This window comes from Falseniella ignava (genome assembly GCF_002847645.1).
Classification (GTDB): Bacteria; Bacillota; Bacilli; order Lactobacillales; family Aerococcaceae; genus Falseniella; species Falseniella ignava.
In genome coordinates this window covers 76,484-102,641 of the sequence record NZ_PKHE01000001.1, presented here as the reverse complement: position 1 = coordinate 102,641, position 26,158 = coordinate 76,484, and the positions used below count along the sequence as shown (strand labels likewise).

23 protein-coding genes are annotated in these 26,158 nt (G+C 39.2%); 6 read left to right on the top strand and 17 right to left on the bottom strand.

Features of this window, described 5'->3' with window-relative positions:
* Positions 1–71: 71 nt before the first annotated feature.
* The 7 genes from CYJ57_RS00500 to tilS all read right to left on the bottom strand — a co-directional run bounded on the left by CYJ57_RS00500 (position 72) and on the right by tilS (position 9,623).
* On the bottom strand, positions 72–1,421 hold the full coding sequence (locus CYJ57_RS00500; protein ID WP_101953657.1) for an ABC transporter substrate-binding protein: 1,350 nt from the start codon (positions 1,419–1,421) through the stop codon (positions 72–74).
* A 359-nt stretch (positions 1,422–1,780) separates the two neighbouring features.
* A complete protein-coding gene (gene lysS / locus CYJ57_RS00490) occupies positions 1,781–3,268 on the bottom strand; it encodes a lysine--tRNA ligase (protein ID WP_101953655.1) in 1,488 nt (495 codons plus the stop codon).
* Between the two features lie 61 nt (positions 3,269–3,329).
* Positions 3,330–4,370 carry a tRNA dihydrouridine synthase DusB gene (gene dusB / locus CYJ57_RS00485; protein WP_101953654.1) on the bottom strand — a complete coding sequence of 347 codons (1,041 nt, stop codon included), beginning with the start codon at positions 4,368–4,370 and terminating at the stop codon, positions 3,330–3,332.
* A 1-nt stretch (position 4,371) separates the two neighbouring features.
* The gene (gene hslO / locus CYJ57_RS00480) at positions 4,372–5,265 is read right to left on the bottom strand and encodes an Hsp33 family molecular chaperone HslO (protein ID WP_101953653.1); all 894 of its coding nucleotides are present in this window, start codon (positions 5,263–5,265) and stop codon (positions 4,372–4,374) included.
* 105 nt (positions 5,266–5,370) lie between these two features.
* Positions 5,371–7,428: an ATP-dependent zinc metalloprotease FtsH gene (gene ftsH / locus CYJ57_RS00475; RefSeq protein ID WP_101953701.1), complete on the bottom strand. Its 2,058-nt coding sequence runs from the start codon at positions 7,426–7,428 to the stop codon at positions 5,371–5,373.
* A gap of 147 nt (positions 7,429–7,575) precedes the next feature.
* The gene (hpt, locus tag CYJ57_RS00470) at positions 7,576–8,118 is read right to left on the bottom strand and encodes a hypoxanthine phosphoribosyltransferase (RefSeq protein ID WP_006700828.1); all 543 of its coding nucleotides are present in this window, start codon (positions 8,116–8,118) and stop codon (positions 7,576–7,578) included.
* Between the two features lie 47 nt (positions 8,119–8,165).
* Positions 8,166–9,623, bottom strand: coding sequence for a tRNA lysidine(34) synthetase TilS (tilS, locus tag CYJ57_RS00465; protein ID WP_101953652.1), 1,458 nt, complete (start codon positions 9,621–9,623; stop codon positions 8,166–8,168).
* 98 nt (positions 9,624–9,721) lie between these two features.
* On the opposite strand from tilS, the gene CYJ57_RS00460 reads away from it, so the two are divergent.
* Together CYJ57_RS00460 and CYJ57_RS00455 are read left to right on the top strand one after the other, a co-directional pair.
* Positions 9,722–10,396 (top strand): response regulator transcription factor, encoded by a 675-nt coding sequence (locus CYJ57_RS00460; protein WP_006700826.1) that lies wholly within the window; start codon positions 9,722–9,724, stop codon positions 10,394–10,396.
* Entirely contained in the window at positions 10,393–11,454 is a 1,062-nt protein-coding gene (locus CYJ57_RS00455) for a sensor histidine kinase (protein ID WP_101953651.1), read from the top strand. The genes CYJ57_RS00460 and CYJ57_RS00455 overlap by 4 nt, the downstream gene beginning before the upstream one ends.
* A 40-nt stretch (positions 11,455–11,494) precedes the next feature.
* On the opposite strand, the gene CYJ57_RS00450 is transcribed toward CYJ57_RS00455, so the two are convergent.
* The 9 genes from CYJ57_RS00450 to CYJ57_RS00410 form a co-directional block, all read right to left on the bottom strand.
* The gene (locus CYJ57_RS00450; protein ID WP_101953650.1) at positions 11,495–13,255 is read right to left on the bottom strand and encodes an ABC transporter ATP-binding protein; all 1,761 of its coding nucleotides are present in this window, start codon (positions 13,253–13,255) and stop codon (positions 11,495–11,497) included.
* Positions 13,242–14,984 carry an ABC transporter ATP-binding protein gene (locus tag CYJ57_RS00445; protein WP_244896558.1) on the bottom strand — a complete coding sequence of 581 codons (1,743 nt, stop codon included), beginning with the start codon at positions 14,982–14,984 and terminating at the stop codon, positions 13,242–13,244. Before CYJ57_RS00445 ends, CYJ57_RS00450 begins: the two co-directional genes overlap by 14 nt.
* Positions 14,985–15,184: 200 nt before the next feature.
* Positions 15,185–16,489, bottom strand: coding sequence for an IS1182 family transposase (locus CYJ57_RS00440; RefSeq protein WP_244896557.1), 1,305 nt, complete (start codon positions 16,487–16,489; stop codon positions 15,185–15,187).
* A gap of 128 nt (positions 16,490–16,617) precedes the next feature.
* Positions 16,618–17,145, bottom strand: coding sequence for a S1 domain-containing RNA-binding protein (locus tag CYJ57_RS00435; RefSeq protein ID WP_101953648.1), 528 nt, complete (start codon positions 17,143–17,145; stop codon positions 16,618–16,620).
* 30 nt (positions 17,146–17,175) lie between these two features.
* On the bottom strand, positions 17,176–17,559 hold the full coding sequence (locus CYJ57_RS00430) for an FtsB family cell division protein (protein WP_101953647.1): 384 nt from the start codon (positions 17,557–17,559) through the stop codon (positions 17,176–17,178).
* A gap of 61 nt (positions 17,560–17,620) precedes the next feature.
* Complete coding sequence (locus CYJ57_RS00425; RefSeq protein WP_101953646.1) at positions 17,621–17,902, bottom strand: RNA-binding S4 domain-containing protein; 282 nt, start codon at positions 17,900–17,902, stop codon at positions 17,621–17,623.
* Position 17,903: 1 nt separating this feature from the next.
* On the bottom strand, positions 17,904–21,425 hold the full coding sequence (gene mfd / locus CYJ57_RS00420; RefSeq protein WP_101953645.1) for a transcription-repair coupling factor: 3,522 nt from the start codon (positions 21,423–21,425) through the stop codon (positions 17,904–17,906).
* Positions 21,426–21,495: 70 nt separating this feature from the next.
* Positions 21,496–22,056: an aminoacyl-tRNA hydrolase gene (gene pth / locus CYJ57_RS00415; RefSeq protein WP_244896556.1), complete on the bottom strand. Its 561-nt coding sequence runs from the start codon at positions 22,054–22,056 to the stop codon at positions 21,496–21,498.
* Between the two features lie 104 nt (positions 22,057–22,160).
* On the bottom strand, positions 22,161–22,394 hold the full coding sequence (locus CYJ57_RS00410; RefSeq protein ID WP_006700817.1) for a Veg family protein: 234 nt from the start codon (positions 22,392–22,394) through the stop codon (positions 22,161–22,163).
* 225 nt (positions 22,395–22,619) lie between these two features.
* Here CYJ57_RS00410 and CYJ57_RS00405 point away from each other — a divergent pair, with 225 nt between their 5' ends.
* From CYJ57_RS00405 to CYJ57_RS00395, 3 genes are read left to right on the top strand one after another with little or no spacing between them, the layout of a single operon-like run.
* Entirely contained in the window at positions 22,620–23,363 is a 744-nt protein-coding gene (locus tag CYJ57_RS00405; RefSeq protein ID WP_101953643.1) for a metal ABC transporter ATP-binding protein, read from the top strand.
* Complete coding sequence (locus tag CYJ57_RS00400) at positions 23,356–24,237, top strand: metal ABC transporter permease (protein ID WP_101953642.1); 882 nt, start codon at positions 23,356–23,358, stop codon at positions 24,235–24,237. The genes CYJ57_RS00405 and CYJ57_RS00400 overlap by 8 nt, the downstream gene beginning before the upstream one ends.
* Positions 24,238–24,254: 17 nt before the next feature.
* Positions 24,255–25,178, top strand: coding sequence for a metal ABC transporter solute-binding protein, Zn/Mn family (locus CYJ57_RS00395; protein WP_101953641.1), 924 nt, complete (start codon positions 24,255–24,257; stop codon positions 25,176–25,178).
* Positions 25,179–25,189: 11 nt separating this feature from the next.
* On the opposite strand, the gene CYJ57_RS07780 is transcribed toward CYJ57_RS00395, so the two are convergent.
* Entirely contained in the window at positions 25,190–25,333 is a 144-nt protein-coding gene (locus tag CYJ57_RS07780; protein WP_156790210.1) for a hypothetical protein, read from the bottom strand.
* Between the two features lie 248 nt (positions 25,334–25,581).
* On the opposite strand from CYJ57_RS07780, the gene CYJ57_RS00390 reads away from it, so the two are divergent.
* Positions 25,582–26,157, top strand: coding sequence for a hypothetical protein (locus CYJ57_RS00390; RefSeq protein ID WP_101953640.1), 576 nt, complete (start codon positions 25,582–25,584; stop codon positions 26,155–26,157).
* Position 26,158: the final 1 nt, after the last annotated feature.

Below are 26,158 nucleotides of genomic sequence, written 5' to 3'. Positions count from 1 at the left end.
AATGTATTTACGGCAAAAGCAACCCGATACATCAGACCTCTTATATCTTACTTCAATGTCAAATTTATCTATTAGTTTCCAGTCATTGCTTTTTCATCAGCCCAGCTAGTGATGAATGCTTCTTTGACATCTTCCCACTCCATTGAACCTGAAGCATATTGACCTAAAGCTTGGCCGAAGAAGTCTTTGAACGCTTGACTTGGGAATGACGTGAAGTTCCAATCAATGTTATATAAATCAGTATTAGACATATAGCGGCTTACTTCTAAAGCAAGTGGATCTTTTGGTGCATCTTCATCCGTGAAAGTATCGAATGGTGCGATAAATCCTAACTCTTCAGTAACATAGTGTTTACCTTTGTCACTTGTGAATAACCATGCTAAGAAATCTTCTGTCGCTTTTTGATCCGCTTCACTTGCTTGAGAGTTAATTGAGAAGAAGTTTTCGGTACCTACAGAGATACTTTGTTTTTCTTCACCTTCAACACCCGTATAAATAGGTAAGAATTTAATGTTTTCTTCTAAAACTTTGTTCCCAGATACTTCAGCAATTTGGCTCCAAGCCCAGTTTCCGTTTTGAACGAATGCTGCTTTTTCAAGGGCAAATTCTGCCATTGAGTCTGTAACTGATTTACCTGTTAAAACTTCTGGACCTACCGTTGAATTGTTAATGTATAAATCAAAGATGTTTTTAAAGTTTTCAGCGTAAGTAAATTCTACCTCGTCTAAGTCTTTTACATCTTTATCGCGGTATTCATAGAAGATTGGTAAGTTTGCTAAGTGTGTTTGCCATCTCCAGTCTTCACCCGGTGCTAATGACGTTGAAGCGAATGCTCCTTCAATTCCTAATTCATCTTTTCTTGCTTGCATATCTTCAGCAACTTCTTTTAATTTATCAAAGTTATTAATTTCATCGATGCTCGCAATTTTTGCACCATCTAATGCAATATATTTTTGAAGAATCGCATCGTTATAGATAATTCCATAACCTTCAACAACATATGGAATACCATAAACGCCTTCACCTTCTGTGACTGCTAACTCTTTGTTAACAAGGTGTGCGTAAATTTCAGTATCTTTTAAGTCTTTCGTGTAATCTTTCCAGTTTAAGTAACCAATCGGTCCATTAATTTGGAATAACGTTGGCGCATCTGCTTTTGTAATTTCTGCTTTCAGTGTTGACTCATAGTTCCCACTTGCTGCCGTTACAACTTTTACAGGAACACCTGTTTCAGCTGTATAATCCTCTGCGATTTTATTCCAAACATCTTCTACTTCCGGTTTAAAGTTTAAATAATAAACTGAACCTTCATCTTCAGCAGATACTGTACGTTCTACTTGACTGTGTCCAAGATTCCCTACCAAACCAGCTAAAGCCATTAATGAAACAGCTCCAGTAAGCAACATCTTTTTAAGTTTCATCCTTAAATCCTCCTTTTTTTGATTACCTCAAATGCAATCTTTCTCAGTGAAAAAACCTTTCAGTTTTACACCTTAATTTTTGAAAGCACTTTACGGTAACGTTTCCGTAAATAGAATATACCACTTTTTGTTTTCGTTTACAAGCGCTTTTATTGCTTTTCTTATTGAACTTTTTAATGCTATCCAATGCATAAGGTGAAACGTGATGACTCTCTTGCTTACATTCTATTTTCATAATTTAATCTTCTATGCCTACACCTCAACTTTCTATAAAATTAAAAACTGTCTCCAATCTAAGACGTATCGCATTAGATCGAAGACAGTTTTATTTATCAAATATTTTATCCGTGTTGCATTACTTATTGATTACGCATGGTTGGGAATAACAGCACATCGCGAATCGATTGTGAATCCGTCAATAACATAACTAATCGGTCAATGCCGATTCCTAATCCGCCAGTTGGAGGCATTCCATACTCTAAAGCTTCTAAGAAATCATTATCCACCGGATGTGCTTCATCATTACCTTGATCTTTTTCTGCCATCTGAGCTTCAAATCGCTCACGTTGATCGATTGGGTCAGTTAGCTCTGTAAAGGCATTGGCATACTCATGACCGGCGATAAATAATTCAAATCGGTCTGTAAAGCGAGGATCCTCTTGATTCTTACGCGCTAATGGAGAAATTTCTACAGGATGACCATAAACGAATGTCGGTTGAATCAAATGTTCTTCACATTTTTCTTCAAAGAACTGATTAATGACATGGCCAACTGTCGTGTCAGAGTCCTCTAATGGAACATGATGTTCCTTCGCTAAAGCTTTCGCTTCTTCAAAAGACATTTCTGGCCAGAAATCGACCCCAACCGTTTCTTTAATCATGTCCACCATATGCACACGAGCAAAGTCTGATTCTAAATCAATTTGTACCCCGTCATATTCAACCATCGCTGTTGAATGAATCGCATGTGCGGCACTTTTAATAATTTCTTCCGTTAAGTCCATTACATCGGTGTAAATGGAGTAAGCCGTATAGACTTCAATCATGGTAAATTCCGGGTTATGTGTTGTATCGATCCCTTCATTTCGGAAGACACGACCGATTTCATAAACTTTTTCAAAGCCACCAATCACTAAGCGTTTCAAGTGAAGTTCAAGCGCAATCCGCAAATATAATTCCATATCTAACGCATTGTGGTGCGTAATAAACGGACGAGCATTGGCCCCTCCAGCCAAGTTATGTAGTACTGGCGTCTCAACTTCCATATACCCTTCTTGATCTAAGAAACGACGGATTGCCGTAATAATTTTAGAACGATTAATAAATCGAGTCCGACTCTCTTGATTACTAATTAAATCCAAGTAACGCTGACGATAACGTTGCTCAACGTTCGTTAAACCGTGATATTTATCAGGTAATGGACGCAATGCTTTTGTAAGTGGAATAAATTCTTTTGCACGAACCGTTAATTCTCCCGTATTGGTTCGAAATAGTGTTCCGGCAACACCGACAATATCACCAAGGTCTGCAGCATCATACCAATGATAAGCCGCTTCGCCAACCTCGTCTTGTCGAACATAAATTTGAATTTGTCCGCTCATATCTTGCACATGCGCAAAGCCCGCTTTTCCTTTACCGCGCTTGGTCATTAAGCGTCCTGTCACACTTACCGAAATGGCCTTTTCAGCTAATTCTTCTTTAGATAAATGGTCGTACTGTTCGGTGACTTCTTGTGATAAGTGCGTCCGATAGAAGCCCGCATCAAAAGGATGAACCGTTTCTGACTCGAACATTTCCATCATTTTGTCGCGTCGAACTTGAAGTTGATCATTTAATTCTTCCGTCATTTTGTCACTCCTTAAATTTTCTCTCATTTTGATTAAAGCATATTTGACCGTTGATTACAATCTAATCCCGATTGAGAGGATTATTTTGTGCACGTTGGGCACGAAGTTGTTCCATTTTTTCAATTTGCTCCATGGCTTCGTTAGCAAATTGATCTAAAATTTGGATGACTTGATATGGATCTTCATATTCATTAATTTGAACTTTTATTTTTGAAGAACGTGGAATTCCTTTTAAATAATAATGGGCTTGTGTCCGGAACTCACGATTTGCTACCAATTCCCCTTTAAGTCCAATCAAGCGATGGAGGTGATCGATCGCCGTATCAATTTTCTCACGCGGTGTCATCGGCGGTAGCTCTTCCCCTGTTTTTAAATAATGGACCATTTGTTTAATAATCCATGGATTGCCCAGAGCCGCACGTCCAACCATCACCCCATCGACTGAGGTTGTTTCAAGCAAATGCTTCGCTTGTTGAGGCGTTGACACATCTCCATTCCCAATAAAGGGAATTGTCTCGATAGCTTGGCCGACTCGGTCCAATATTTCCCAATCTGCTTTACCTTCATACATTTGGACACGCGTTCGACCATGCATCGCAATCATTGAAGCTCCAGCACGTTCAGCCGCCAGCGCATTTTCGACTGCATAAAGATGTTCATCGTCCCAGCCCGTACGCATTTTAACCGTAACGGGTTTGTCGATGGCATCTACTACTGCCGCGACCATTGAATACACTTTATCAGGGTCAAGTAGCCAACGAGCACCAGCTTCTGCTTTAATCACTTTATTCACAGGGCAACCCATATTAATATCGATAATTGCACAATCGGTATTTTCGCTAACATATTTTGCTGCTTGAACAAGCGTCTCTTTATTCCCTCCCATAATTTGGATGCTGAGTGGATACTCGTTAGGTTCGATATGCAACATGCTTAGGGTTTTCTTATTTCGGTACTGGATTCCTTGGTCACTAATCATCTCACAAACGACTAAGCCTGCACCAAATTGCTTTACAATTGTACGAAAGGCAGCATTCGAGACCCCAGCCATCGGTGCCACTACAATCGGATTGTCGATTTCAATATCTCTAATTTTAAACATATTATTCCGTCTCCTTTGAATGAATCCGTTCAATCAATATTTCCAGCTCACTCTGACTAAAGTCATAGTGTTTTGAGCAATAATGACAAACTACTTCTGCCTGTCCTTGCTCATCGATCAACAATTGTAATTCAGATTCTCCGAGTAACATTAATTTATCCGCGTAAAACGCCTTATCACAAGGACAATGATACGTTATGTCCTGCGTAGCAATAATACGAGAATTTCCCTCACCTACTAAGTAGTCAAGTAGTTTTTCAGAAGTTAAACCGGACTGTAGCTTATCACTGAGCCGCCCAATCTGTTGAATGGTCTTCTCCAATTGTTGGATGGTTTCTTCGCTCGCTCCCGGTAAGACTTGGATCAAAAATCCTCCCGCACTCAAAATATGTTCATCCACATCAACTAACACACTTAAACCCATCGCTGACGGTGTTTGTTCTGAGACAGCTAAATAATAAGTAAAGTCTTCCGCAATTTCACCGGATATCAACTCAACGGTTCCATTAAAGGGCTCCATATTTTCGATATATTTGCTCACCGTTAAAAAACCTGGCAGACCAATCCCTGCCGACACATCAATTTTCCCTTGTTCATTGAGCGGCAAAGAAACATGAGGGTGGTCAATCGCCGCACGAATTTCACCATGACTATTGCCATGCACCACAATTCGCCCGATTGGTCCTTGACCTTCAATAACGGTTACGAGTCGATCGCTTCCCTTGAGGTTCGCCGCTAATAAAGATGTAGCCATTATCATACGACCCATCGCTGCAGTCGCTGTATACCATGTCTCATGGGTCTTACGTGCAGTTTCTACTACCTCAAGACCGTCAATCACAAACACCCGTATCTCATCGTTATAAGCTAAAGCGCGAATGATTTTACTTGTCATTTTATTAACTCCTTTACTATTACATAAACGCACAAAACGAACATAACAAGCAAGGTATCCTTGCCTGAAATGTTCGTTGCCACATAACGTATGATAGTTCCTCGCTTACAATTCGTCGTGATCTTGATCCGCTGATCCATTTGATTGGATCGAATTATTTTGCTGATCATCGATTACAGATTTATCTACGTTATCATGTTGTTTTTGTTCTTCTTCGTTTTCCGCCTTTTCCTTAGCTTCTTCATAAGTCTCAGCTACAGCCGGTTCTTCTGAATGAGAATCCGATTCATCATCGTCACCCGGTTCTGGCATCTTTCCTGTTTCAAATAAAGATTTGATCTGACGTGCATCCAATGTCTCAACTTCAAGCAACTTCTCTGCAATTAAATTCAACTGCTCGCGGTGTTCTTCGATAATTTGATGTGCTTCTTCCATTGCTTTCGCCATCATTTCTCGAACCGCAAGATCTATTTCATAGGCAACTTGCTCTGAATACGCTGGAGTTTGTCCATATTGACGCCCCGCAAAAGGTTGATGACTGCCTTCAAATTGAATCGTACCTAATTTTTCAGACATACCGTACTCAGTAATCATCGAACGAACAATTTGCGTGGCTTGTTGGAAGTCATTGCTTGCACCCGTTGATTTTGAATTAAATACGATTTCTTCGGCAGCACGTCCACCGAGAAGACCCACTACTTGCTCATATAATTCTTTTTCAGTCACAATGTATTGATCCTCTTTAGGTAACATAATCGCATACCCGCCAGCGCGTCCACGTGGCACAATAGTTACCTTATGGACAATACGAGCGTCGCTTAAGACCATTCCAACAACGGTATGACCAGCTTCATGGTACGCAACCGTTCGGCGTTGCTTCTCAGAAACTTCTCGATTATTTTTGGCAGGTCCCGCAATCACCCGGTCATGCGCTTCATCTAAATCCGATGGTGTAATAAATTTATGATTGAATCGTGCCGCGATTAAAGCCGCCTCATTCAATAAGTTTTCTAAGTCTGCTCCTGAAAAACCAGGGGTTTGCTGAGCGATAACTTTAAAATCAATCTCATCAGATAATTTTTTATTGCGAGCGTGAACACGCAAGATTGCTTCACGACCTTTGACATCCGGGTTACCCACTAAAATTTGACGGTCAAAACGTCCTGGACGAAGTAGCGCTGGGTCTAAAACATCTGAACGGTTGGTTGCTGCCATTACAATAACACCTTCGTTGCCTTCAAACCCATCCATCTCAACTAGAAGTTGGTTTAATGTCTGCTCGCGTTCATCATGGCCGCCTCCCATTCCTGTTCCGCGTTGACGGCCGACGGCATCAATTTCATCAATAAAGATAATAGAAGGTGCGTTCTTTTTAGCATTCTCGAACAAGTCACGTACGCGACTTGCACCAACCCCGACAAACATCTCGACAAACTCAGATCCAGAAATGCTAAAGAATGGCACGCCCGCTTCACCTGCTACCGCTTTAGCGAGTAGTGTTTTACCCGTTCCTGGAGGGCCTTCTAATAGGACTCCGGCAGGAATTCGTGCACCTAACTTGGTAAAACGCGTTGGGTCTTTTAGAAACTCAACAATTTCAACAAGTTCTTGTTTTTCTTCTTCTGCACCTGCTACGTCTTCAAAACGTACTTTAACTTTTTGTTTTGAGACATCTTTGGATTTTGACTTACCAAAGTTCATAACCCCTTTTCCGCCGCCTCCGGCTTGTTGGGTCATTGTATAAATTAAGAAGAATGATGGGATTAATAAAATTAGAAATGGTAAAAAGCTTAACCATAATCCCGCACTCGACTCCGCTATGGTTGTAATTTCCGTTTGTGATTCACGCGCAAGCTCTGTGACTAAATCTAAGGTCGAATCATTGCCTAAAATTTTCGTTTCAAAACTATTGGCTTGACTTGAACCTTGAATAACTTGAATAAAGTTTTCTTCTTCTTTGGTAGTCGCTTCAGATTGCTTACGATACTCACCTTTTACAATATAGACACCCGATCCAATCTGAATTTTGAATTTATCAACATCACCTTTTTCAAGGGCTTCAATAAATTCAGAGGCTGGGATTTCAGTAGAACGCCCCATAAATCCACCATCACCGGTAAACATTTGCATTCCACCAATCAGCGCAAAGATTATAATTGCCATGGGTAAGAAATTACGAAATGGATTCCGGTTCGGATTATTTCTAGGATTCTGATTCAATACATACTCCTCCGATCGTTTAAATAATATATCTTAACAATCATAGCATAATTCCATTAAGAATCGCTATTAAATTGCATTTCTTCCAACTTACTGATAAACTTCTGGCTTTAAAACACCAATATAAGGCAAATTGCGATATTTTTGCTTGTAATCTAAGCCGTATCCAACGACGAACTCATCGGGAATATCGATGCCGATATAATCAGGCTCAATTCCTTTGACGACACGTCGTGCTTTTTTATCAAGCAAGGTACAAATGCGAACCGATGCTGCTTTACGATAATGGAAGAGATCTACCAAATATTTTAAGGTGCGACCTGAGTCGATAATATCTTCGACAATTAGCACATGACGTCCTTCGATAGAAGATGCCAAATCTTTGATAATGCGTACTTCACCCGATGATTCAAAGGCCTCGCCATAACTAGATACATCCATAAAATCAATTTCTAAATAAGTATCCATCGAACGAATAATATCCGCCATGAAAATAGCCGCTCCACGTAATATGCCGACTACAACGACTTCTTTTCCTTCATAATCTTTCGTTAATTGCTCACCAAGGCGGTCCACTGCTTGTTGGATTTCTTCAGGTGTCACGAGAATTTTAAGTATATCTTTTTCTAACATGTGAAGCCTCTTTCTATGAATAATGTTACCTTTATATTATCACAGTTTTATAGAGTTCGGTACTTTTTCTTATAGGCTAGAACCAACTCTGTCTCTGGTTTTAATGTATCCAATTTGATTGGGTGTGATAAGGGTGGTACTGTTGCAATAATTTGATCAGCACCATCTAGAAACATCCAATACAATTCCCGTTCATTGCGTGGGACTTTCCGATCAATCATCAATCGTGCAATTTTTTTGTGAAAATACTTCCCTTGTTTACTGGCAACTTTTAAACGGTCTCCTGGATGACGATGCCGGATTTTTAATTGATGATATTGTTGATAGGTCATTTCATAATAATATTGAATGCGATCGTCTTCTAATAATTTATTCAATTGAGCGATTTCAAAAACCCCTACAAAATCATCATTATAAAGGCGTACCCATTCATTAATAGGTACTCGCTTAATCTCATTCATTTCATTAAGGCTTGTACGCATTTGTAATTGATAAATATAAACTTCTTGATAGCTACGTTGAGCTACCCAACCCGAAGCAATATCTACCTGAATATTCGCATCCTGCTGTCGCATCAATAAATCAATCATTTGTTCAATTAAGGATTTACTGTACTTCTCTACAACGGCACGCAGTCTTTCATCGAATAAGATACCTAAATACACATGAAGCTCTGCTTGACTCAACGCTTGCCATCTAGGAACATTGAGAATAAAGTAGCCTTGCGGTGAGACTTGAAGCAATTCTGGTTCAATCTTTAAATAATTCTCTAAGTGAACTCGATAACTTGTATATAATTGATCCGAAAGTGTCGACATATTATCAAGAAACTTTGGATTGATTTCAAGCATCTCGGGTACAATGCGTTGCCGTATTCGGTTTCTGACGAAGTGATCGTCTAAATTAGTATAGTCTTCACGGTAAGGAATTTGATGTTGATGCGCATATTGATATAACGTATCTTTAGGCCAAAAGATGAGTGGACGAACTAATTGAACACGAACTCCACCTTCAAAATTATCATTTAACACACGATGGTATTCACTACGAATGCCACCTAATCCTCTGAGTGATGTCCCACGAATTAAACGCATAATCATTGTTTCCGCTAAATCATTCGAGTGGTGGCCTGTCATGACAGTATCGCTGTCCGTCATTTTAACAACATCCCCTAAAAATGCATAGCGCGCATTACGCGCTTGGGACTCCACATCACGCTCAGCCGGCTGAGACCACTCCCCAAAAAAGTAAGGTAAATTATATTCTTTTGCAACTTTTCGAATTAAATCGGCATCTAAATCACTGTCTTCTCTTAGATGATGATTGAAATGCGCAATAAAAAACTCTTTACGCTGATCTTCAGGGAGCCTTTGATTTACTTCAGTCATTAGGTACAATAATACCATCGAGTCAACACCACCTGAAATAGCAAGTACGATTCGCTTGGCAAAATGCCACTGTGAAGAATTATTTAATTGGTGTTGTACTTCAAGCAATAAGTCCATAGCGCACTCCTTTACTAATATTTCATTCGGCTAAATTATACTGATAATGTCATCCTTTTACAAATTAATCCATTTAGACTAACCGGAGGTGTTTTTTTATGAATCGCATCTTAATTATCGAAGATGACAAAAACTTATTGAATCTACTAAGAGTCACTTTAGAGCAACATGGATTCGAGACAATCACCGTAACGCATGCTCAGCAAGGTCTCCGTGCCCTCGATCATGAACGGATAGACTTAATTGTTACCGACATCATGCTCCCTGAGATTGATGGATTTGAATTTATTCAACAAGTCCGCACCATCCATCAACTCACACCGATTTTAATTGTTTCTGCAAAAGAAACCATTGACGACAAGCGCATCGGTTTTCACATTGGTGCAGATGATTATATGGTAAAACCGATCGATTTAAAGGAATTAGTGTTGCGGGTCGAAGCACTTTTGAGGCGAGCTCGGATTGCTCAAAGTAATATTCTACAGTTGAACGAAACAAAGCTCGATTCACAAAATTTATTAATTGAGACCCCCCAACAGACGGAGACGCTACCTCAAAAAGAATTTCTCTTGCTTTTTAAATTACTATCTTACCCCAATCAAATCTTTACGCGGCAACAGCTGATGGATGATATTTGGGGGCTCGATAGCGAGACTGATGAACGGACTGTCGACGTCCATATTAAACGATTACGTGATCGTTTTTCAGATAATCCCGACTTTGAAATTATTACCATCCGCGGTCTAGGGTACAAAGGAGTGATTAAAGCATGAAATCAATCCAACAATGGATTCATTCAAAATTATGGATTTATTTTTCACTCATTTTCTTTGCGATTGGTCTGCTCATTGCCACCATCGCAATTACGATTTTAGGTGTGTTAGAGTATCATAACCTCCTTGCCACCTTCAACCACTACCCATTCTTAAGATGGCTATTACCGATTATTATTTGCTTTATCATTGGCGTCATTACCGCGTCCTTAGTCAGCTTAGTGATTTTAAAGCCAATCTCACAACTGAAACAACAAATGCAGCAAGTCATTCAAAGTGACTTCTCAATTCAAGTGGATGAAAATCAACCCATTCAAGAAGTTGCAGAACTATACCACGCTTTTAACTTAATGGTCAAAGAACTTAACGGAATTGAGCGTTTTCAAGCCGATTTTACCTCGACTATCTCTCATGAATTTAAGACACCATTGAGTAATATTCAAGGTTACGCTCAGCTGCTCCAGTCACCTAAAATTACCCCTGATGAGATGTCGCAATATTTACATAAGATTCAGCACGCTACCGAACAGCTGACCACCTTAGTTAATCATATTTTAGAACTGACTCGTCTTGAAAATCAATCCATTGCTTTTAATCAGTCGCATTTTCGCCTAGACGAGCAAATTAGAGAAAGTATCCTATCGCTTCAACCTCAGTGGGAAAAACAAAATTTACAACTGAAACTAGATTTACCTACGACGTATGTTCTCGGCAATGAGTTACTACTCTATCAAGTTTGGACGAATTTAATCCAAAACGCGATTCAATACAATTGGAAAGGGGGGACTTTATCAGTTCAAATTAATCAATATGCTAAACATATCCAAGTCATTATTTGCGACACTGGGGTTGGGATTGCACCAAAAGATCTTCGGCATATTACGGAGCGCTTCTACCAATCCGATACGAGTCGCCATACGAAAGGAAATGGCTTAGGGCTCGCAATTACCCAAAAGATTGTAAAACTTCATCAAGGCTCGATCCATTTTACAAGTCAATTGCATCAGGGAACACAAGTCATCGTGACCCTACCCACGGATGACATATCCTCCAGCTAAAAAATGCCGCTTATCTGCTAAAGATAGGCGGCATTATTTATTAACTTGAAGGTTCATTACTAATTTGAGCTTGTATTTGATACATCTTAGCATATTCCCCTCCTAAATCAAGAAGTTGAGCATGGGTTCCCTGTTCAGAAATTTTACCTTTTGATAATAATATAATTTGGTCTGCTTGTTGAATCGTCGACAATCGATGCGCCACAATAATCGTAGTGCGTCCCTCTTTTACGACTTCCATCGCACGCTGGATGACATTTTCAGTCTCTGTATCAATATGCGAAGTAGCTTCATCAAGAATTAAGATAGCTGGATTTGATACGAGCGTTCGAGCAAAAGAAATTAATTGGCGTTCTCCTGACGACAGCGTCTGTCCACGTTCATTAATCGGGTGATGGATCCCAAGCTCCAATCGCTTAACAAATTCCATCGCACCTACGCGTTCAAGTGCTTCTTCAATCATTGTGTCGTCAATTGATGGGTGATTCATACTCACATTGCTCGCAATCGTACCAGTGAATAGAAACGGCTCCTGCAAGACGATTCCCATCGACTCACGGACACTTTCGCGCCGAAAACAACCAATATCTTGACCGTCAATTAAAATATTCCCGCTTTGCGGGTCATAAAAACGCAAGAGTAAATTAATAATTGAACTTTTCCCTGAACCAGTATGACCTACGAGTCCTAATGTTTCACCTCGTTTAACCTTGAAGGAGATATGGTCTAATACTAATTGATTCGGTCGATACCCAAAAGATACATCTCGAAATTCTACTTTCCCTTCTGTAATAAGCAACGTATCCTCAACGTCCGGCTCCACTGGCGCATCCAATAACTCAAAAACACGTCCTCCCGACACCAAAGCTTGTTGAATTGTTGTCATTAAGCGAACTAACATACTAATCGGCCAAAATAAACTTCGAATATACGTAATCAATAAAAAAATCGTCCCAACTGAAAAAGTCAATGTTTGATTGAAATATCCCGAAATAATATAAGCCATTAGCAAAGTAATTGATAAATTCCCTAGTAACTCCGAAAAATTCCATGAAAACATCGAATTCAATTGAATATCTTTATAACGCGAATCGCTCCATTTGAGGTTCATTTTCTTGAACTCATTGTTAATCGTATCTTCTTGGTGATATAACTGGACCATCGAGACCCCTTGGACAATCTCCGCCGTTTGATTATTTAACTCACTGAGTGACTCACGCCACTGTGTATTGATTGGCTTTGCCCACCTTGCGTAAGTTAATTGCCACCAAACTAAAATAGGAATTAACCCTAAAAAAATCACACCTACCCAGACACTGACTCTAAAAATTGCAATATAAGTACTGATGACTAATAAACCTTGGACAACTACCTGATTACCAAAGTTTTGGAAAAAACCTTCCCGTAAACTTTCAGTATCATTAACAATTCGTGAAGATATCTTGCCTGCAGGCTTATCATCGAAGTATGAGACCGGCAATTGTTGCAAATGCGCGTAGGCTTCATCTCGGATACGTTTAGTGAGTGCATTCGCCACATACGCTAAGCAAAGATAACTGACATATCCGACCACTGCTCCGGTCACAATCAATAACATCATCTGCGCCAGATGTTCCCAAATCACTGAGATCGCAATAACTTGATTTTGTTTAACTTGATTCGTAATATAATCGATTAATCGTTGGATGACTCGAGGTGTATATACATTGATCGTCACAAATACAATTTGAAGTACAACTCCGATCATAAATCGCCCGAAATGATAGCGATAATAACTTATCAATCGTTTAAATGTCTTCATGATGATCTCCTTCTACTTGCTGTCGAAGGTATTGCTCATAATACCATCCTTTTTGCACCATTAATTGTTCACTCGTACCCGATTCCACGATTCGCCCTTGTTCCATTACAATAATTAAATCCGCAGATTGAACAGCGGACAGACGGTGACTCACAATCATATTTGTCTTATCTTGTCTAACACGCGCAATATGATCAATAATTGTTCGCTCGGTTTGGGCATCGACTGCAGATAGTGAATCATCCAAAATTAAGAGTTCGGGTTGGCGAATCAACGCTCGAGCAATACTAATACGTTGCTTTTGTCCTCCAGAGAGGGTTACGCCTTTTTCACCTACAATCGTATCGAGTCCCTCTGGCATCCGAGCAAGGTCTTTCGATAAATCAGCCCAATCAACCGCATCCATCACTTGTTTTTCTGTAGCTTCTTTTAGACCAAATTCAATATTGTAGCGAACGGTCTTTGAAAACATTATATGTTCTTGTGGAACGTAACTGATTAATGATTCAATTTGATTGATGGCATAATCTGTAATCGGACGGCCATTGAGTAAAAACTGCTCGGTATTTTCAACAGGGAATTGTCTTAACATTTGTCGGACTAAGGTAGATTTACCACTTCCTGTTTTCCCTACGATTCCCAGCGTCTGGCCACGTTTTAAGATGAGTGAGATATCTTTTAAAATGGGGTGCTTGTCATTAGGATATGTAAAAGAATAATCTCGCCATTCAATCGAATCAATCTGATCAATATCAACTTGCCCTGGCACAGCGACTTCATCAGGATACGTAATCAACTCTGAAATCTTATTAAATGAAATATTCGCTTGTTTATAAATAGCTACTAAATCTGCAGCCCCCCAGACAAAATCACTTAACATTCCGAGGTACATTTGAAAAGCAACAAATTGTCCAACTGTTATTTGCCCTGCCTTAACCATATACCCACCGTATAGTAGACCTGCCGCCGTACTTAACCCACTAAAAAACCGGGATACTGGACCGTAACTCGCATTATAAACAATATAGTCATTGGTTTTATCCCTCGCTTGTTGCGTCCGCTCAGTAAATCTCGCTTGTTCGACTTGGGTTGTGGTGTATGATCGAATCACACGTACGCCTTCTACCACTTCCAACACTTCATTGCTCAGCTTGGTTACTTCTTCTCGACTCCGTTCATAGCGCTGATCGACTTGTTGACCAATATAGTAAATCGCGATACCAAACAGTACTAACGGTAATGAGCTTACTAGCGCTGCTTGCCAAGAAACGACCCAACTCATCACCACTATGATTGCAATCATGTAGAGTCCATCACCCAAAGCGATAATCGTTCCCCAACTTAACATATTACCCATCATATCAATATCCGTTGTCATTCGAGTCATTAAATCGCCCGAGCGAAACTTTTCATAAAAGGGTTGGCGTAACGTCAATAATTTATCGAACATTGATTGACGGAGCTCTGCCTGATACTGAATTCCTTGATAGAATATCGTCCGTAAATAGATTAATTGTGATAAATAGGCAATCACACCGGCAGCAAAAAGCACTCCTACAAGTTGAATACTCTTTGATACTGAAATGGTTTGTTGGACCAATCCATCTACAAAACGTTGAATGATATAATTCGGTACGAGTAATGCTAATGAATTTACTAAGGCAAAAATTACTCCGATAATAAAACGCGTTCGATGCTGTGAAATATAGCTTGTAAGTGATCGAATCATATTGTCACCTCCTTTTTCATTGTTCTCGTTATAACTTAATTTACTGATAGTGAATACTATAAAATTATCCACAAAAAAACTCCTAACAATTTGTTAGGAGTTACAGATTGAAGACAAACCCCGTTTGAGTTCATCTCAAAACAAGGGTTTGTCTTTTGTTTTAGTGAAATATCCTCTGAAAATAAAAAAACGAAGCCTTTCTAGCTTCTCAATGCCAGTATATTGGCCAGTTTCTTCATGTTTAAGCAGGCAAAAGTGAGCCCTGCTTTGAATTCCATCAAGGCTTTCCCAACTAAATGGGTATATCGAAAACCGTGATGTTCCTTCGCAGTGCCAAATAATCGCTCTACCGATTGCTTACGTTCTTGATATAGTGCACGCATGCCGTCTGAATGCCGGATATCTTCGCAGGTTTCAAGGGCTTCCTGCCAGACATGCCGTGTAATGACGCGTTTACTTCTTTCCTCTCCCGATGCGCGATACTCTCGATAACCTTTGCGATTCGTTGTTATGTAATGATAGACGGTATTGTTTTCATCTAAATAACAGTCATAGTATTCATCATAGACAATGTCTCGATTCTCTGGTTTGCGTCTAGGACGTGTATAAGGAAATATTGGGGTGATGGCTTTACTTAATAAAAACTGAGCGATAGTGGGGGTTTTATACCCGGCATCCGCAATAATACGGGCAGGATCAAACGAGATAATCTTGTCAAATAATGACGGGAAAGCTTGTGTATCATGAGTGTTCCCTGAATGTACGCTGTAACCTAATACCCAACCGTTCCGATCACAGGCAGTTTGAATATTACAAGCAAAGACTTGTTTGTGGTCTCCTTTATGGAACCAACCGGCCTCGGGATCATTGGGACTGATTTTTTGGGATTTTGTTGAGGACTCCTTTTCTGTATTTTTTAGGGGCTTTTTTCCATGCATCTCCCGATCTTTTTGAACAGCTTCCATCATCTCATCCGCTAACCATTTTGCCTGGATAAGGATTTCCTCATTCGTATACTTCCGACCATTGGCGCAAGCTTTAACATGGGTGCCATCAATGAAAATATCTTTAGAATCGACCACGCCTGCCTCAAAGCACTGGATGAGAATCTGTGAAAAAATTTGTTCGGCGATATTGGTTCCTTCGAAACGTCGCTTATAATTTTTTCCAAATGTTGAAAAATGTGGCACGGCATCCGTAAAAGATAAACCGAGAAACCAACGATAAGCTACATTTACTTGAATTTCTTGAATCGTTTGACGCATGCTTGGAATCCCGAAGAGATATTGAATGATTGGGATTTTAATCAAAGTAACCGGGTCGATACTGGGACGCCCGTTATCAAGGCAATAAACATCTTCGACCAGATCATAGATGAAAGAAAAGTCAATGTAGCGATCAATTTTTCTTAGAAGATGTTCCTCAGGAACGAGATCTTCAAGCGCATGAAATGCGATTTGGTGACGTGCTTCAAACGTCTTACTTTCAGCATTAATGGACATCATAGAAATCACCCGTTTTCTTTTTATTATATCAAAAAGCTCATTAAATCACTCGAAAAAAGTGATTTAATAAGCTTTGTCTACAGTCTGAAACTCCTAACAATTTGTTAGGAGTTAAACTTTTAAGAAAATTAATTGCGGCGTCCGCCTCTACCCCCGCGCTTCCCTTCAGTGTTACGGCGTAATGAAGCTAGACGATCCTCACTATCCTTTAGAAAAGCGCTCATTAAAGAGTCAAAAGACGAATCTCCCGCATCAGTTCGAGATTTTGACTGAGCTGTTGGAGCTGCCAAAGTATTTTTTACCTCTCGCTCATGTGCTACTTTATCTTCAAAATTACCTCGACGATTTTGTGGGCGTCCTGAGCGTTCGTTCGAGTTAAACTTTTGTTGTGGCTGACGATTCGCTGAGGCAGAATCCTCTTCTGGATTCGCTTGTCGAATCGATAAGTTAATTTTACCGTCTGGTGTCACTTTCAACACCTTAACTTGAACGGTATCACCAACACTCAGATAATCACTGACTTCTTTCACAAAACCTGCGGATATTTCACTAATATGTACGAGACCGGATTGATTTTCGGGTAATTGAACGAATGCTCCAAAATTCGTAATCCCTGTCACTTCACCTTGAACTACTTGGCCAACTTCAACTGCCATTACTGCTTTGTTCCTCCTTGAATTAAACTTTTAATTTTCATCGATTTTAAAAATAATTTCACCGGGTTTACTGTAATAATAATCACGGCGTGCAACTTGCGCTAAATATTCTGGGTCTTGAATCAATTGATATTCACGTTGAATTTCAGCGTTTTCCTTCACTAATTGGGTTTCGATTTGTTTGACTTCATTTAATCGGTCCATCGTTTGCGCATGTTGTTGTCTTATTTGATAATACTGAATTGAAAAGAATAGAATTAAAATACAACTCATTCCAATCGCTGCCCACGTTTTAAAATTTCCAGCCGAATGACTCGTAGGCACTCTCGAACTTTTCGTCGCCATCTGACGCGGCTGTCGTCGAGCAGTATCTAAAAACACCACATTTTTTGTATTTGATTGATTCTGATTCATGAAGTCACCCCCTATTGTTAATGAAAGTATATCAATCTTTTCTTGAAATTTCTATCTTCTTTTAATTAAAAAATAAATCTTTCTCTGTTTCGATGCGTTCTTCTTGAATGATTTCATACATTTTCTCAGCGTCCTCTTTCTTAGCTGAGTCCAATAGGGATACAATTCGATAAGTTACAATGCGTTGGCCGAACTGGATTTCTAACTCATCGCCAACTTTTAATTTCGTACTTGATTTAGCGACTTGCCCATTGGCTTTAACGCGCCCTTGGTCGGCAACTTCTTTTGCAACGGTTCTACGCTTTATAATGCGCGATACTTTCAAAAATTTATCTAATCGCATATTATTCCTCCTCTTTTTGATCAAATGTCTCATATGCAGCACGAGTGAAACGAATTAACGAATTCAAAACTTGGTCAACCGCTTTATTATATATATTTAAGGTCAATTCAAGCTGGTTATTTTTCACTCCCATATAAGCTTTATTATCTATCGCTGATAATGCTTTAAAGATACGTTCCCCTTGAAGGTGTTGCGTACCCCATTCATTAAACGTAATAATTAATTCTTGACGCTTACGACGAATTTGAGTAATCCCGATTTCTAAAGCATAGTATTTGATTAAAGCAAAGTCTACTAAGTTACTCACCGGATCTGGAAACTCTCCGTAACGGTCAATTAGTTCATCTTGTAGTTGAACATATGCCTCTTGTGAATCAATCCGCTGAACTAATTTATAAATACCAACCTTCTGACGTTCATCGCTAATGTAATCAGATGGAATATAAGCATCCATCTCAAATTGCCAGTCGAGCGTCGATGTTGGACGGTCCACTAATTGGCTGCCCCCGCCTTGTTTACGTTTGATTGCTTGTTGCAACATCTGGGTATATAATTCATAACCAACAGAATCGATAAAGCCTGATTGTTGCTGACCTAATAAATTTCCAGCTCCCCGAATTGAAAGATCTCGCATCGCCAGTTTAAAACCGGAGCCTAATTCGGTAAATTCTCGTATCGCATTGAGACGCTTCTCGCTAATTTCACTTAATTGTTTGAAAGGCTCATAAAATAAATAAGCATACGCGAGACGATGAGTCCGGCCAACTCTCCCACGCAATTGATATAACGTCGATAAGCCCATCCGGTCCGCATCATCGACAAACAGTGTGTTCGCATTTGGAATATCAATTCCCGTCTCAATAATGGTGGTTGTTACTAAAACATCATAGACCCCTTCAATAAAATCTAGCAAAACACTTTCTAACTGGGCTTCGCTCATTTGACCGTGCGAAATCGCTACGCGCGCTTCCGGTACTAAATCTTGAATTTCTTGTGCTTTGCGGTCAATACTCGCAACTCGATTATATAAGTAAAACACTTGCCCACCCCGAGCCATTTCACGTTCAATGGCCGATTTAATCACACCGTTATTGCGCTCCATCACATAGGTCTGAACTGGATATCGATTATTTGGCGGAGTTTCAATCAAGGATAGGTCACGAACCCCAATCATTGACATATGGAGCGTCCGCGGAATCGGTGTGGCAGTGAGTGTTAAAACATCCACTTGACTGCGCAATTGTTTCAGTCGCTCTTTATGTTTAACCCCGAAACGCTGCTCCTCATCAATAATCAATAATCCCAAGTCATTGAATACGACATCTTTTGATAAAATTCGATGCGTTCCGACGACAATTGAGATGGCACCAGTCTTTAGTCCATCAATCGTTGTTTGTTGTTTCGCTTTTGATACAAAACGACTCAATAAACCCACTTCAAATGGCCAATCTGCAAAACGCTCGATAATTGTATGGTAATGTTGTTGAGCAAGAACCGTCGTTGGTACTAGAAATGCGACTTGTTTGCCATCCATCACCGCTTTAAAAACCGCTCGTAAAGCGACTTCCGTCTTACCATACCCGACATCTCCAACCAATAAGCGATCCATCGGGCGATCCGATTCCATATCCTGCTTAATTTCTTGAATACTACGCAGTTGGTCTTCTGTTTCAGGATAAGGAAAATCATCTTCAAATTTATATTGTTCTGGCGTATCTTGCGCAAAAGCAAATCCACGCTCTTGTTCACGTTGAGCGTATAGTTGAATCAATTCATCCGCAATATCTTCAACTTGTGACTGAACTCGCGCTTTAGTCTTTTTCCACTCTGTTCCGCCCAATTTATTCAGCTTTGGCGTTGTACTTTCCGAAGCGACGTATTTTTGAAGCTGCGAAATATTCTCTACTGGAAGAAGAATACGTGCTTGATCACGGTATTCGATTGCGACCGCATCCGTATGGTTACCATTAATTTCAATAGTTTCGATGCCTGTATAGCGTCCGATACCATGAATCGGATGTACAACATAATCGCCGATATCTAATTCATTATAATCCTTTAATCGCTCGGCATTCGATTGCTTTCCAGAACGCACTTTCGGCCGGCGCTGTTGATTGAATAATTCTTGCTCTGTAATAACTACCCATTTATCAAGGGGGAGTTCAAATCCTTTAGACAATGAAAGGGGTAATATATTGATTTTCTCGCTTTGGGGATCATCAGCCTGAATAATCGCTGGCAAATCATACTCATGCAGTAAATCATACGTACGCTGTGCCTCATGCTTAGAACTTACCGCAATTTGAACGATAAAACCTTGACGCAACCAATGCGTAAGTTCACTTTCAATCAAAGACATTTGATGGAAGAATGAATTCATGCCGCGGTATTGATAATTATGAATCGAATGAAACGTAATGCCCGACATCCCACGTTGCAGTGAAGCAAAATGCAGTGTATTTAATGGAGCTTCTCGCAATCGATGATAAGCTTCATGCTTCATCTCAATATTCGGTAACAATTGTCCCCGACTGACTTCTTGTTCAATCCAAAATTGATTTTCTTCAAGTAGTTGAAACTCTACCTGTTGAATTCGGCCTAATTCCATCACGATTAACTGCGCGTCAGAAGATAAATAGTCTAATAGACTTGTCCCAGTTCGATCCCACAAGGATAAGTATGCTGAAGCAAACTTAAGTGATTCACCTTGCTCAAGTTGGTCTAAAGTTTCTTGATAACGCGCTGAAATTAAGGCGCGCTGTTCTTCATTGGACGTATGTTTCACGATATGATCCATGCGTTGCCTTAGCTCTGGTATTAACGCTTGTTGCGCTTCTATTGGGAATACAATATCTATCGCAGGTGTAATCGTCACCTGGTCAATATTATCAATCGACGTTTGCTCTAACGGATCAAAGGTTCGAATAGAATCCAACTCTTCATCAAAGAAATCAAGTCGAATCGGATTAGCTTGGTCAAAAGGATAGATATCGACAATACTCCCACGAATACTATATTGACCCGGAAGTTCCACCAGAGGCTCTCTTTGGTAGCCATAACACGATAAATAAGCTTCTAATTGGTTAAAGGCATACTCGCCACCTAATTGAAGCTTTAAAGACCCCTTCTTCCATGTATCAACAGGTGATAAACGCATCTGAATCCCTGCTACATTGGTTAAGATAATTCCAGGACGTCCTGTCGCAAGATGATTTAATACGTCAATGCGCTGTGCAATTCGCTCTTGTGATGCGATAGAATACTCTACCGCTAATGAATCTTCGGCTGGAAAAAGTAAAACCGGTTCATCAATCAACTCCGTCAAATCTTCATATAATTCATTGAGTTGCTTAGAACGTGGTTCGACGATTAGATAGGGTTTAGGATTTTTATGAAAAAGTTGCGCAATGAAAATCGCCCTTGCACTATCATCTAATCCTGTAATTAAATCGACAGCGTTGGAACGCTCATCAATCAATTGCGCTATGACCTCTTCAAAAACCTCGGTATATAATCGGGGCACTGTATCACATCCTTTTATGTAAAATGACGCAAGGAGCTCGCCTTAACGACCCCCTCGCATTGACTCGTATTTAATTGTATTGATTCATTAATTGATTGAAGGTGGTTCCATTCAACCAATCTGTGACTGCATTCGCAGCGCGGTGAATTTCAGGTTGCAATAATTCTCGTTCTTGTGAATTAAACGGTGCTAGAACATGGTCGGTAACTTTCCATCCTGGAGCTGGCCGGCCAATTCCCATCTTAATTCGATTAAATTCATTCGATCCCAGTAGATCGATAATATTTTGAACACCACGCTGTCCACCTGAACTACCACGGTAACGAAGCCGAACCTTCCCAAGAGGTAAATCTAAGTCATCATGGATTATCACAATATCTTCCATCCCTACGCCAAAATAACTCATCATTGGGAGTAATGCCTCACCTGACAGATTCATATAAGTATAAGGCTTCATAATGATGGCACGCTCTCCTCCGTGGCGGTAGATTGTATAGTCTGATTGGAACTTCTGGTCCGTCATCGTCAAGTCATGCATCGCTAAGAAATCATCAATAACTTCAAAGCCAATATTATGCCGTGTTCCTGCATACCTTTCGCCAGGATTACCTAGACCGATTATTAATTTCATATCGTCTTTCACACCCATTCATAAAAAACATAAAAACCGTAAAAATCCCAAATATCAGTTTGCACTAAATATTTGGGATTATCTACTTAATCATCCACTGATGATTACACAAATTCTAATTCAATGGCTTTCGTTAACACATCGCGATAACTGAAACAAGAACGCTCAAAATCATTTTCGTCTTGATCTAAACAAACAATAAAGATCGAACGATAAGTTTCAGTTAAGACTCCTCGTCGTTCTTTTTGGCGTTTACGTCCTAATTGGACAGTGACACAAATCTCTTCACCAACCCGCTCTTCAAGATAACTCTTGATTTCTCCTAGCTCATTTGGCATGTATGCTCACCTCACGAGTGTATTATACCACAAATAATATAATTTGACACTATCAATTTGATCAAGATGCTTGACAAAGAAAAAAGGATGCGTTAAAGTTTAGGTAAGCCTAAACAAAGAGAACAAAAACACAAACAAATAAATCAATAGAATATTCTATTGTTTTTTACTGGACATTATTTAGGTTGCTCTAAACAATGTTTCAGAAAAGAAAGAAGGAATAATATGATAGAAGCGAATAATTTATCCGTTTCCTACAATAAATTCCTTGCCTTAGATGATGTCTCATTTAAATTGAAGACAGGGCAACTAATTGGAATTATTGGGCCAAACGGAGCGGGAAAATCAACGTTAATGAAAGCGATGTTAAATATTCTTCCCCATAGCGGAACAACGACCTATGACGGTCAGCATGTGAGTCAAGTAAGAAAGAAAATATCTTACGTCGAACAAAAGAATAACATCGACCATGATTTTCCGATTAACGTTTTAGATATGGTGGCTATCGGGTTTTACCGTCAACTAGGGTTATTTAAATTTCCCACCAAAGAGCAAAAAGACCAAGCTATGGAAGCCTTAAGGCAAGTGGGACTCGAAGAGTTTTCCCACCGTCAAATTAGCGAACTTTCTGGTGGACAATTCCAACGCGTTCTCATTGCTCGCGTCCTTGTTCAAGATGCAGATTATATCTTTTTAGATGAACCCTTTGTAGGAATTGACGCTAAAAGTGAAGCCATTATCGCTAAAATTTTACGTCAAATGAAAGGAGATGGTAAAACAATATTAATTGTTCACCATGATTTAAGTAAAGTAGCGGAGTACTTTGATAGTGTGATTTTACTTAAACAACAATTAATTGCTTATGGGACGGTTGAAGAGTGCTTTACTCCGCAGTATTTATCCGAAGCCTTTGGCGAAAGCATTTTAACCTCTACCCAATTTGTTGGAGGAGGTGCATCAAATGAGTAATTGGTCGACTGTGTTTACATTGGAACAAATGCAACAATTCATCCAACAAATCAAAGACTATGAGTTTTTACAAAAAGCATTAACAACTTCCGTCATGATTGGGATAATTGCTGGAATATTAGGGTGCTTTATTATTTTAAGAGGATTAGCTTTAATGGGGGATGCGATTTCTCACGCAATTTTACCCGGTGTGGCGATTTCTTATATGATGGGAACGAACTTTTTTATTGGAGCAGCCATTACCGGCTTTATTACAGCCTTATTCATTGGACTGATCCAACAGTCTAGCCGGATTAAAAGTGATGCAGCAATAGGGATTGTCTTTTCATCCTTTTTTGCGATTGGTGTTATTTTAATTCAAATGGCCCAAAGTGCGACCGACTTAACCGAAATTTTATTTGGTAATATTTTAACCGTGCAAGATAGCGACCGAAATATTACGATGGTAATCGGTGTGATTGTTATCATTCTAGTCGTTGCTTTTTATAAAGAATTACTTATTACCACCTTTGATCCAACAATGGCGGCTGCTTGGGGATACCCAACTAAATTAATTCATTATGGAATTATGGTGACGTTAACGTTAGTTACTGTAGCCTCACTGCAAGCTGTTGGTGCTATTTTAGTTGTTGCTTTACTGATTACACCAGCTTCGACAGCGTATCTATTAACAAACAACTTACGAAATATGTTAATTCTTTCGGCTATTTTTGGTGTTATTTCTTCAGTGGTCGGATTGTATATTAGTTTTGTTATTAACGTTCCGTCAGGAGCAGCGATTGTATTATGTGCCACAGTAATGTTTGTTTTAGCCTTTTTATTTGCACCTAATAACGGCTACGTCTGGCGTTTAGCTCATAAATTATCTAAATAGTAGGAAGGTATGATTAAATGAAACGTTTATTGAAAGTATTATGTGCGATCAACTTAATTTTAATGATGGGATTAAGTATCGCAACCACAGCTCATGCAGATGAACCGCTAAAAGTGGTTTCAAGTTTTTCTCTCTTAACTGATATGTTAGAAAGTATCGGCCAAGATCATATTGAAGTCTATAACTTAGTTCCAGTTGGAACTGATCCTCATGAATATGAACCTTTACCAGAAGACATTATGAAAGCGACTGACGCGGATTTAATGTTTTATAACGGATTAAACTTAGAAGGATCCGAAAATGGTTGGTTTATGAAATTAGCTAATTCAGTGAAGAAGTCACCAGAACAACTCATCGAAGTTGCTAAAGACGTAGAACCACAATATTTAAAAGATGAAGAAGGAAGGCAAGAAATTAACCCTCATGCCTTTGCAGATCCTAACGTAGGTATAAAAATGGCTCAACGAATTGTAGAGGTCTTAAAAGAACAAGATCCAAATAATGCAGTGGTCTATCAAGAAAACGCTGAAGCTTATATTAAAGAGTTAGAAGCAATTCGCGATGAATATGAAGAAAAATTGGGCAGTTTAGAAGGTAACCAGCGTAACTTTATTGCTAGCGAACATGCTTTCCAATATATGGCTCAATCTTTTAACTTAAATCATGGTTATATTTGGGCAATTGATACCGATGAAAATGGTTCGCCCGCTCAAATTCAATCAGCGATTCAATGGGTCAAAGATAATAACCCACCGGTATTGTTCGTTGAATCAAACGTTGATAGACGTCCAATGCAAACCGTATCGAAGGAAACGGGCGTTGAGATTTATGAAGAGCCGGTTTATTCCGACGAAATCGGTGAAAAAGGTTCACCCGCGGATACCTATTTGAAGTATTTACAAACGAATTTAGATGTTATTTATAACGGTTTAAATCAATAAATAGTTAGAAGTCACTTAACATAGTGGCTTCTTTTTTTGGTTATTTGTTTAGTCGCTAAAATCGTGGTAAAATCATAAGAAGATTGAATCGCTTGATGATATAAATCTGTCATCATTTTACTAATTTCTTGCATAACTTGTGTTACAATATTCATGGATAACCCTCTAACTTTCTGTGTGTTTTGGATACTAACAGTATAGCAGAGGGTTATCTTTTTTGCTTTTAGCTTACCAACAGTTATTTTACACTAAGAGCAAGTAGCCACTGTCAATGACTATTCAAAGAATTTTAAATTTTAGCTTGAAAACGTTTTTTTGTAGTGTATACTTAAACTAATGTAATAAAACATTTGAATTATCCTATGTTTTATTACACAAAAATAATTAAGGAGGCGTTGTTGGTATGAATAAGATTAAACAGTTGTTGTCATCGTGTATGATTGTATTGTTATTGTTAACCTCTGTCATTCCGATTAAAGCTCAAGAAGAACGAGTTTATCAAAGTCAAGATGAGTCTGCCTCTTTTAGTGAAATTGTGATTGCGGATGATTATACTTTATTAACCATGAATCCAAATGCTGAAGCTTATGAACATTATATGATTGTTTTCGCAAATTATGTGAATAACGAGCTCTATTCACGTCTTCCTTCCGAAGAAGATCCAGACGAAAAAGAGTTGATGATTCAGCTCAACGCAATGAATGCAAACTTCTATGAAATTGTTCAGCAAATTAATGCAAAACAAGATGTATATCGTGCGATTGAGGAAGTTCAAGATTTATCAAGTGGTATCTATCTTCAACTCGTTGACCGCGGACAGCTCCAAGTTAAAATTACACATCCTAAATATTATGAAACGGAAGACGCACTGGATATTCGACTTTATTCAAAAGATTTAGTCCAATTCAAAAAAGTTGATCAAAAATTGGTGAATTCTTTTGAAGAAGCAGAATATGAACTTATGACAGAAGCAGAATAAG

What these genes read in the sequence shown, in the direction of transcription:
- CYJ57_RS00455 (WP_101953651.1), top strand. Translation starts at nt 10,393, where the DNA reads ATGAAATCAATCCAACAATGGATTCATTCAAAATTATGGATTTATTTT.
- CYJ57_RS00425 (WP_101953646.1), bottom strand. Translation starts at nt 17,902, where the DNA reads ATGCGATTAGATAAATTTTTGAAAGTATCGCGCATTATAAAGCGTAGA.
- CYJ57_RS00400 (WP_101953642.1), top strand. Translation starts at nt 23,356, where the DNA reads ATGAGTAATTGGTCGACTGTGTTTACATTGGAACAAATGCAACAATTC.
- CYJ57_RS00440 (WP_244896557.1), bottom strand. Translation starts at nt 16,489, where the DNA reads ATGATGTCCATTAATGCTGAAAGTAAGACGTTTGAAGCACGTCACCAA.
- CYJ57_RS00445 (WP_244896558.1), bottom strand. Translation starts at nt 14,984, where the DNA reads ATGATTCGATCACTTACAAGCTATATTTCACAGCATCGAACGCGTTTT.
- pth (WP_244896556.1), bottom strand. Translation starts at nt 22,056, where the DNA reads ATGAAATTAATAATCGGTCTAGGTAATCCTGGCGAAAGGTATGCAGGA.
- ftsH (WP_101953701.1), bottom strand. Translation starts at nt 7,428, where the DNA reads ATGGCAATTATAATCTTTGCGCTGATTGGTGGAATGCAAATGTTTACC.
- CYJ57_RS00450 (WP_101953650.1), bottom strand. Translation starts at nt 13,255, where the DNA reads ATGAAGACATTTAAACGATTGATAAGTTATTATCGCTATCATTTCGGG.
- CYJ57_RS00405 (WP_101953643.1), top strand. Translation starts at nt 22,620, where the DNA reads ATGATAGAAGCGAATAATTTATCCGTTTCCTACAATAAATTCCTTGCC.
- CYJ57_RS00460 (WP_006700826.1), top strand. Translation starts at nt 9,722, where the DNA reads ATGAATCGCATCTTAATTATCGAAGATGACAAAAACTTATTGAATCTA.
- CYJ57_RS00390 (WP_101953640.1), top strand. Translation starts at nt 25,582, where the DNA reads ATGAATAAGATTAAACAGTTGTTGTCATCGTGTATGATTGTATTGTTA.
- tilS (WP_101953652.1), bottom strand. Translation starts at nt 9,623, where the DNA reads ATGGACTTATTGCTTGAAGTACAACACCAATTAAATAATTCTTCACAG.
- CYJ57_RS07780 (WP_156790210.1), bottom strand. Translation starts at nt 25,333, where the DNA reads ATGAATATTGTAACACAAGTTATGCAAGAAATTAGTAAAATGATGACA.
- CYJ57_RS00430 (WP_101953647.1), bottom strand. Translation starts at nt 17,559, where the DNA reads ATGAATCAGAATCAATCAAATACAAAAAATGTGGTGTTTTTAGATACT.
- lysS (WP_101953655.1), bottom strand. Translation starts at nt 3,268, where the DNA reads ATGACGGAAGAATTAAATGATCAACTTCAAGTTCGACGCGACAAAATG.
- CYJ57_RS00395 (WP_101953641.1), top strand. Translation starts at nt 24,255, where the DNA reads ATGAAACGTTTATTGAAAGTATTATGTGCGATCAACTTAATTTTAATG.
- dusB (WP_101953654.1), bottom strand. Translation starts at nt 4,370, where the DNA reads ATGTTTAAAATTAGAGATATTGAAATCGACAATCCGATTGTAGTGGCA.
- CYJ57_RS00500 (WP_101953657.1), bottom strand. Translation starts at nt 1,421, where the DNA reads ATGAAACTTAAAAAGATGTTGCTTACTGGAGCTGTTTCATTAATGGCT.
- hslO (WP_101953653.1), bottom strand. Translation starts at nt 5,265, where the DNA reads ATGACAAGTAAAATCATTCGCGCTTTAGCTTATAACGATGAGATACGG.
- CYJ57_RS00435 (WP_101953648.1), bottom strand. Translation starts at nt 17,145, where the DNA reads ATGGCAGTTGAAGTTGGCCAAGTAGTTCAAGGTGAAGTGACAGGGATT.
- hpt (WP_006700828.1), bottom strand. Translation starts at nt 8,118, where the DNA reads ATGTTAGAAAAAGATATACTTAAAATTCTCGTGACACCTGAAGAAATC.
- CYJ57_RS00410 (WP_006700817.1), bottom strand. Translation starts at nt 22,394, where the DNA reads ATGCCAAATGAGCTAGGAGAAATCAAGAGTTATCTTGAAGAGCGGGTT.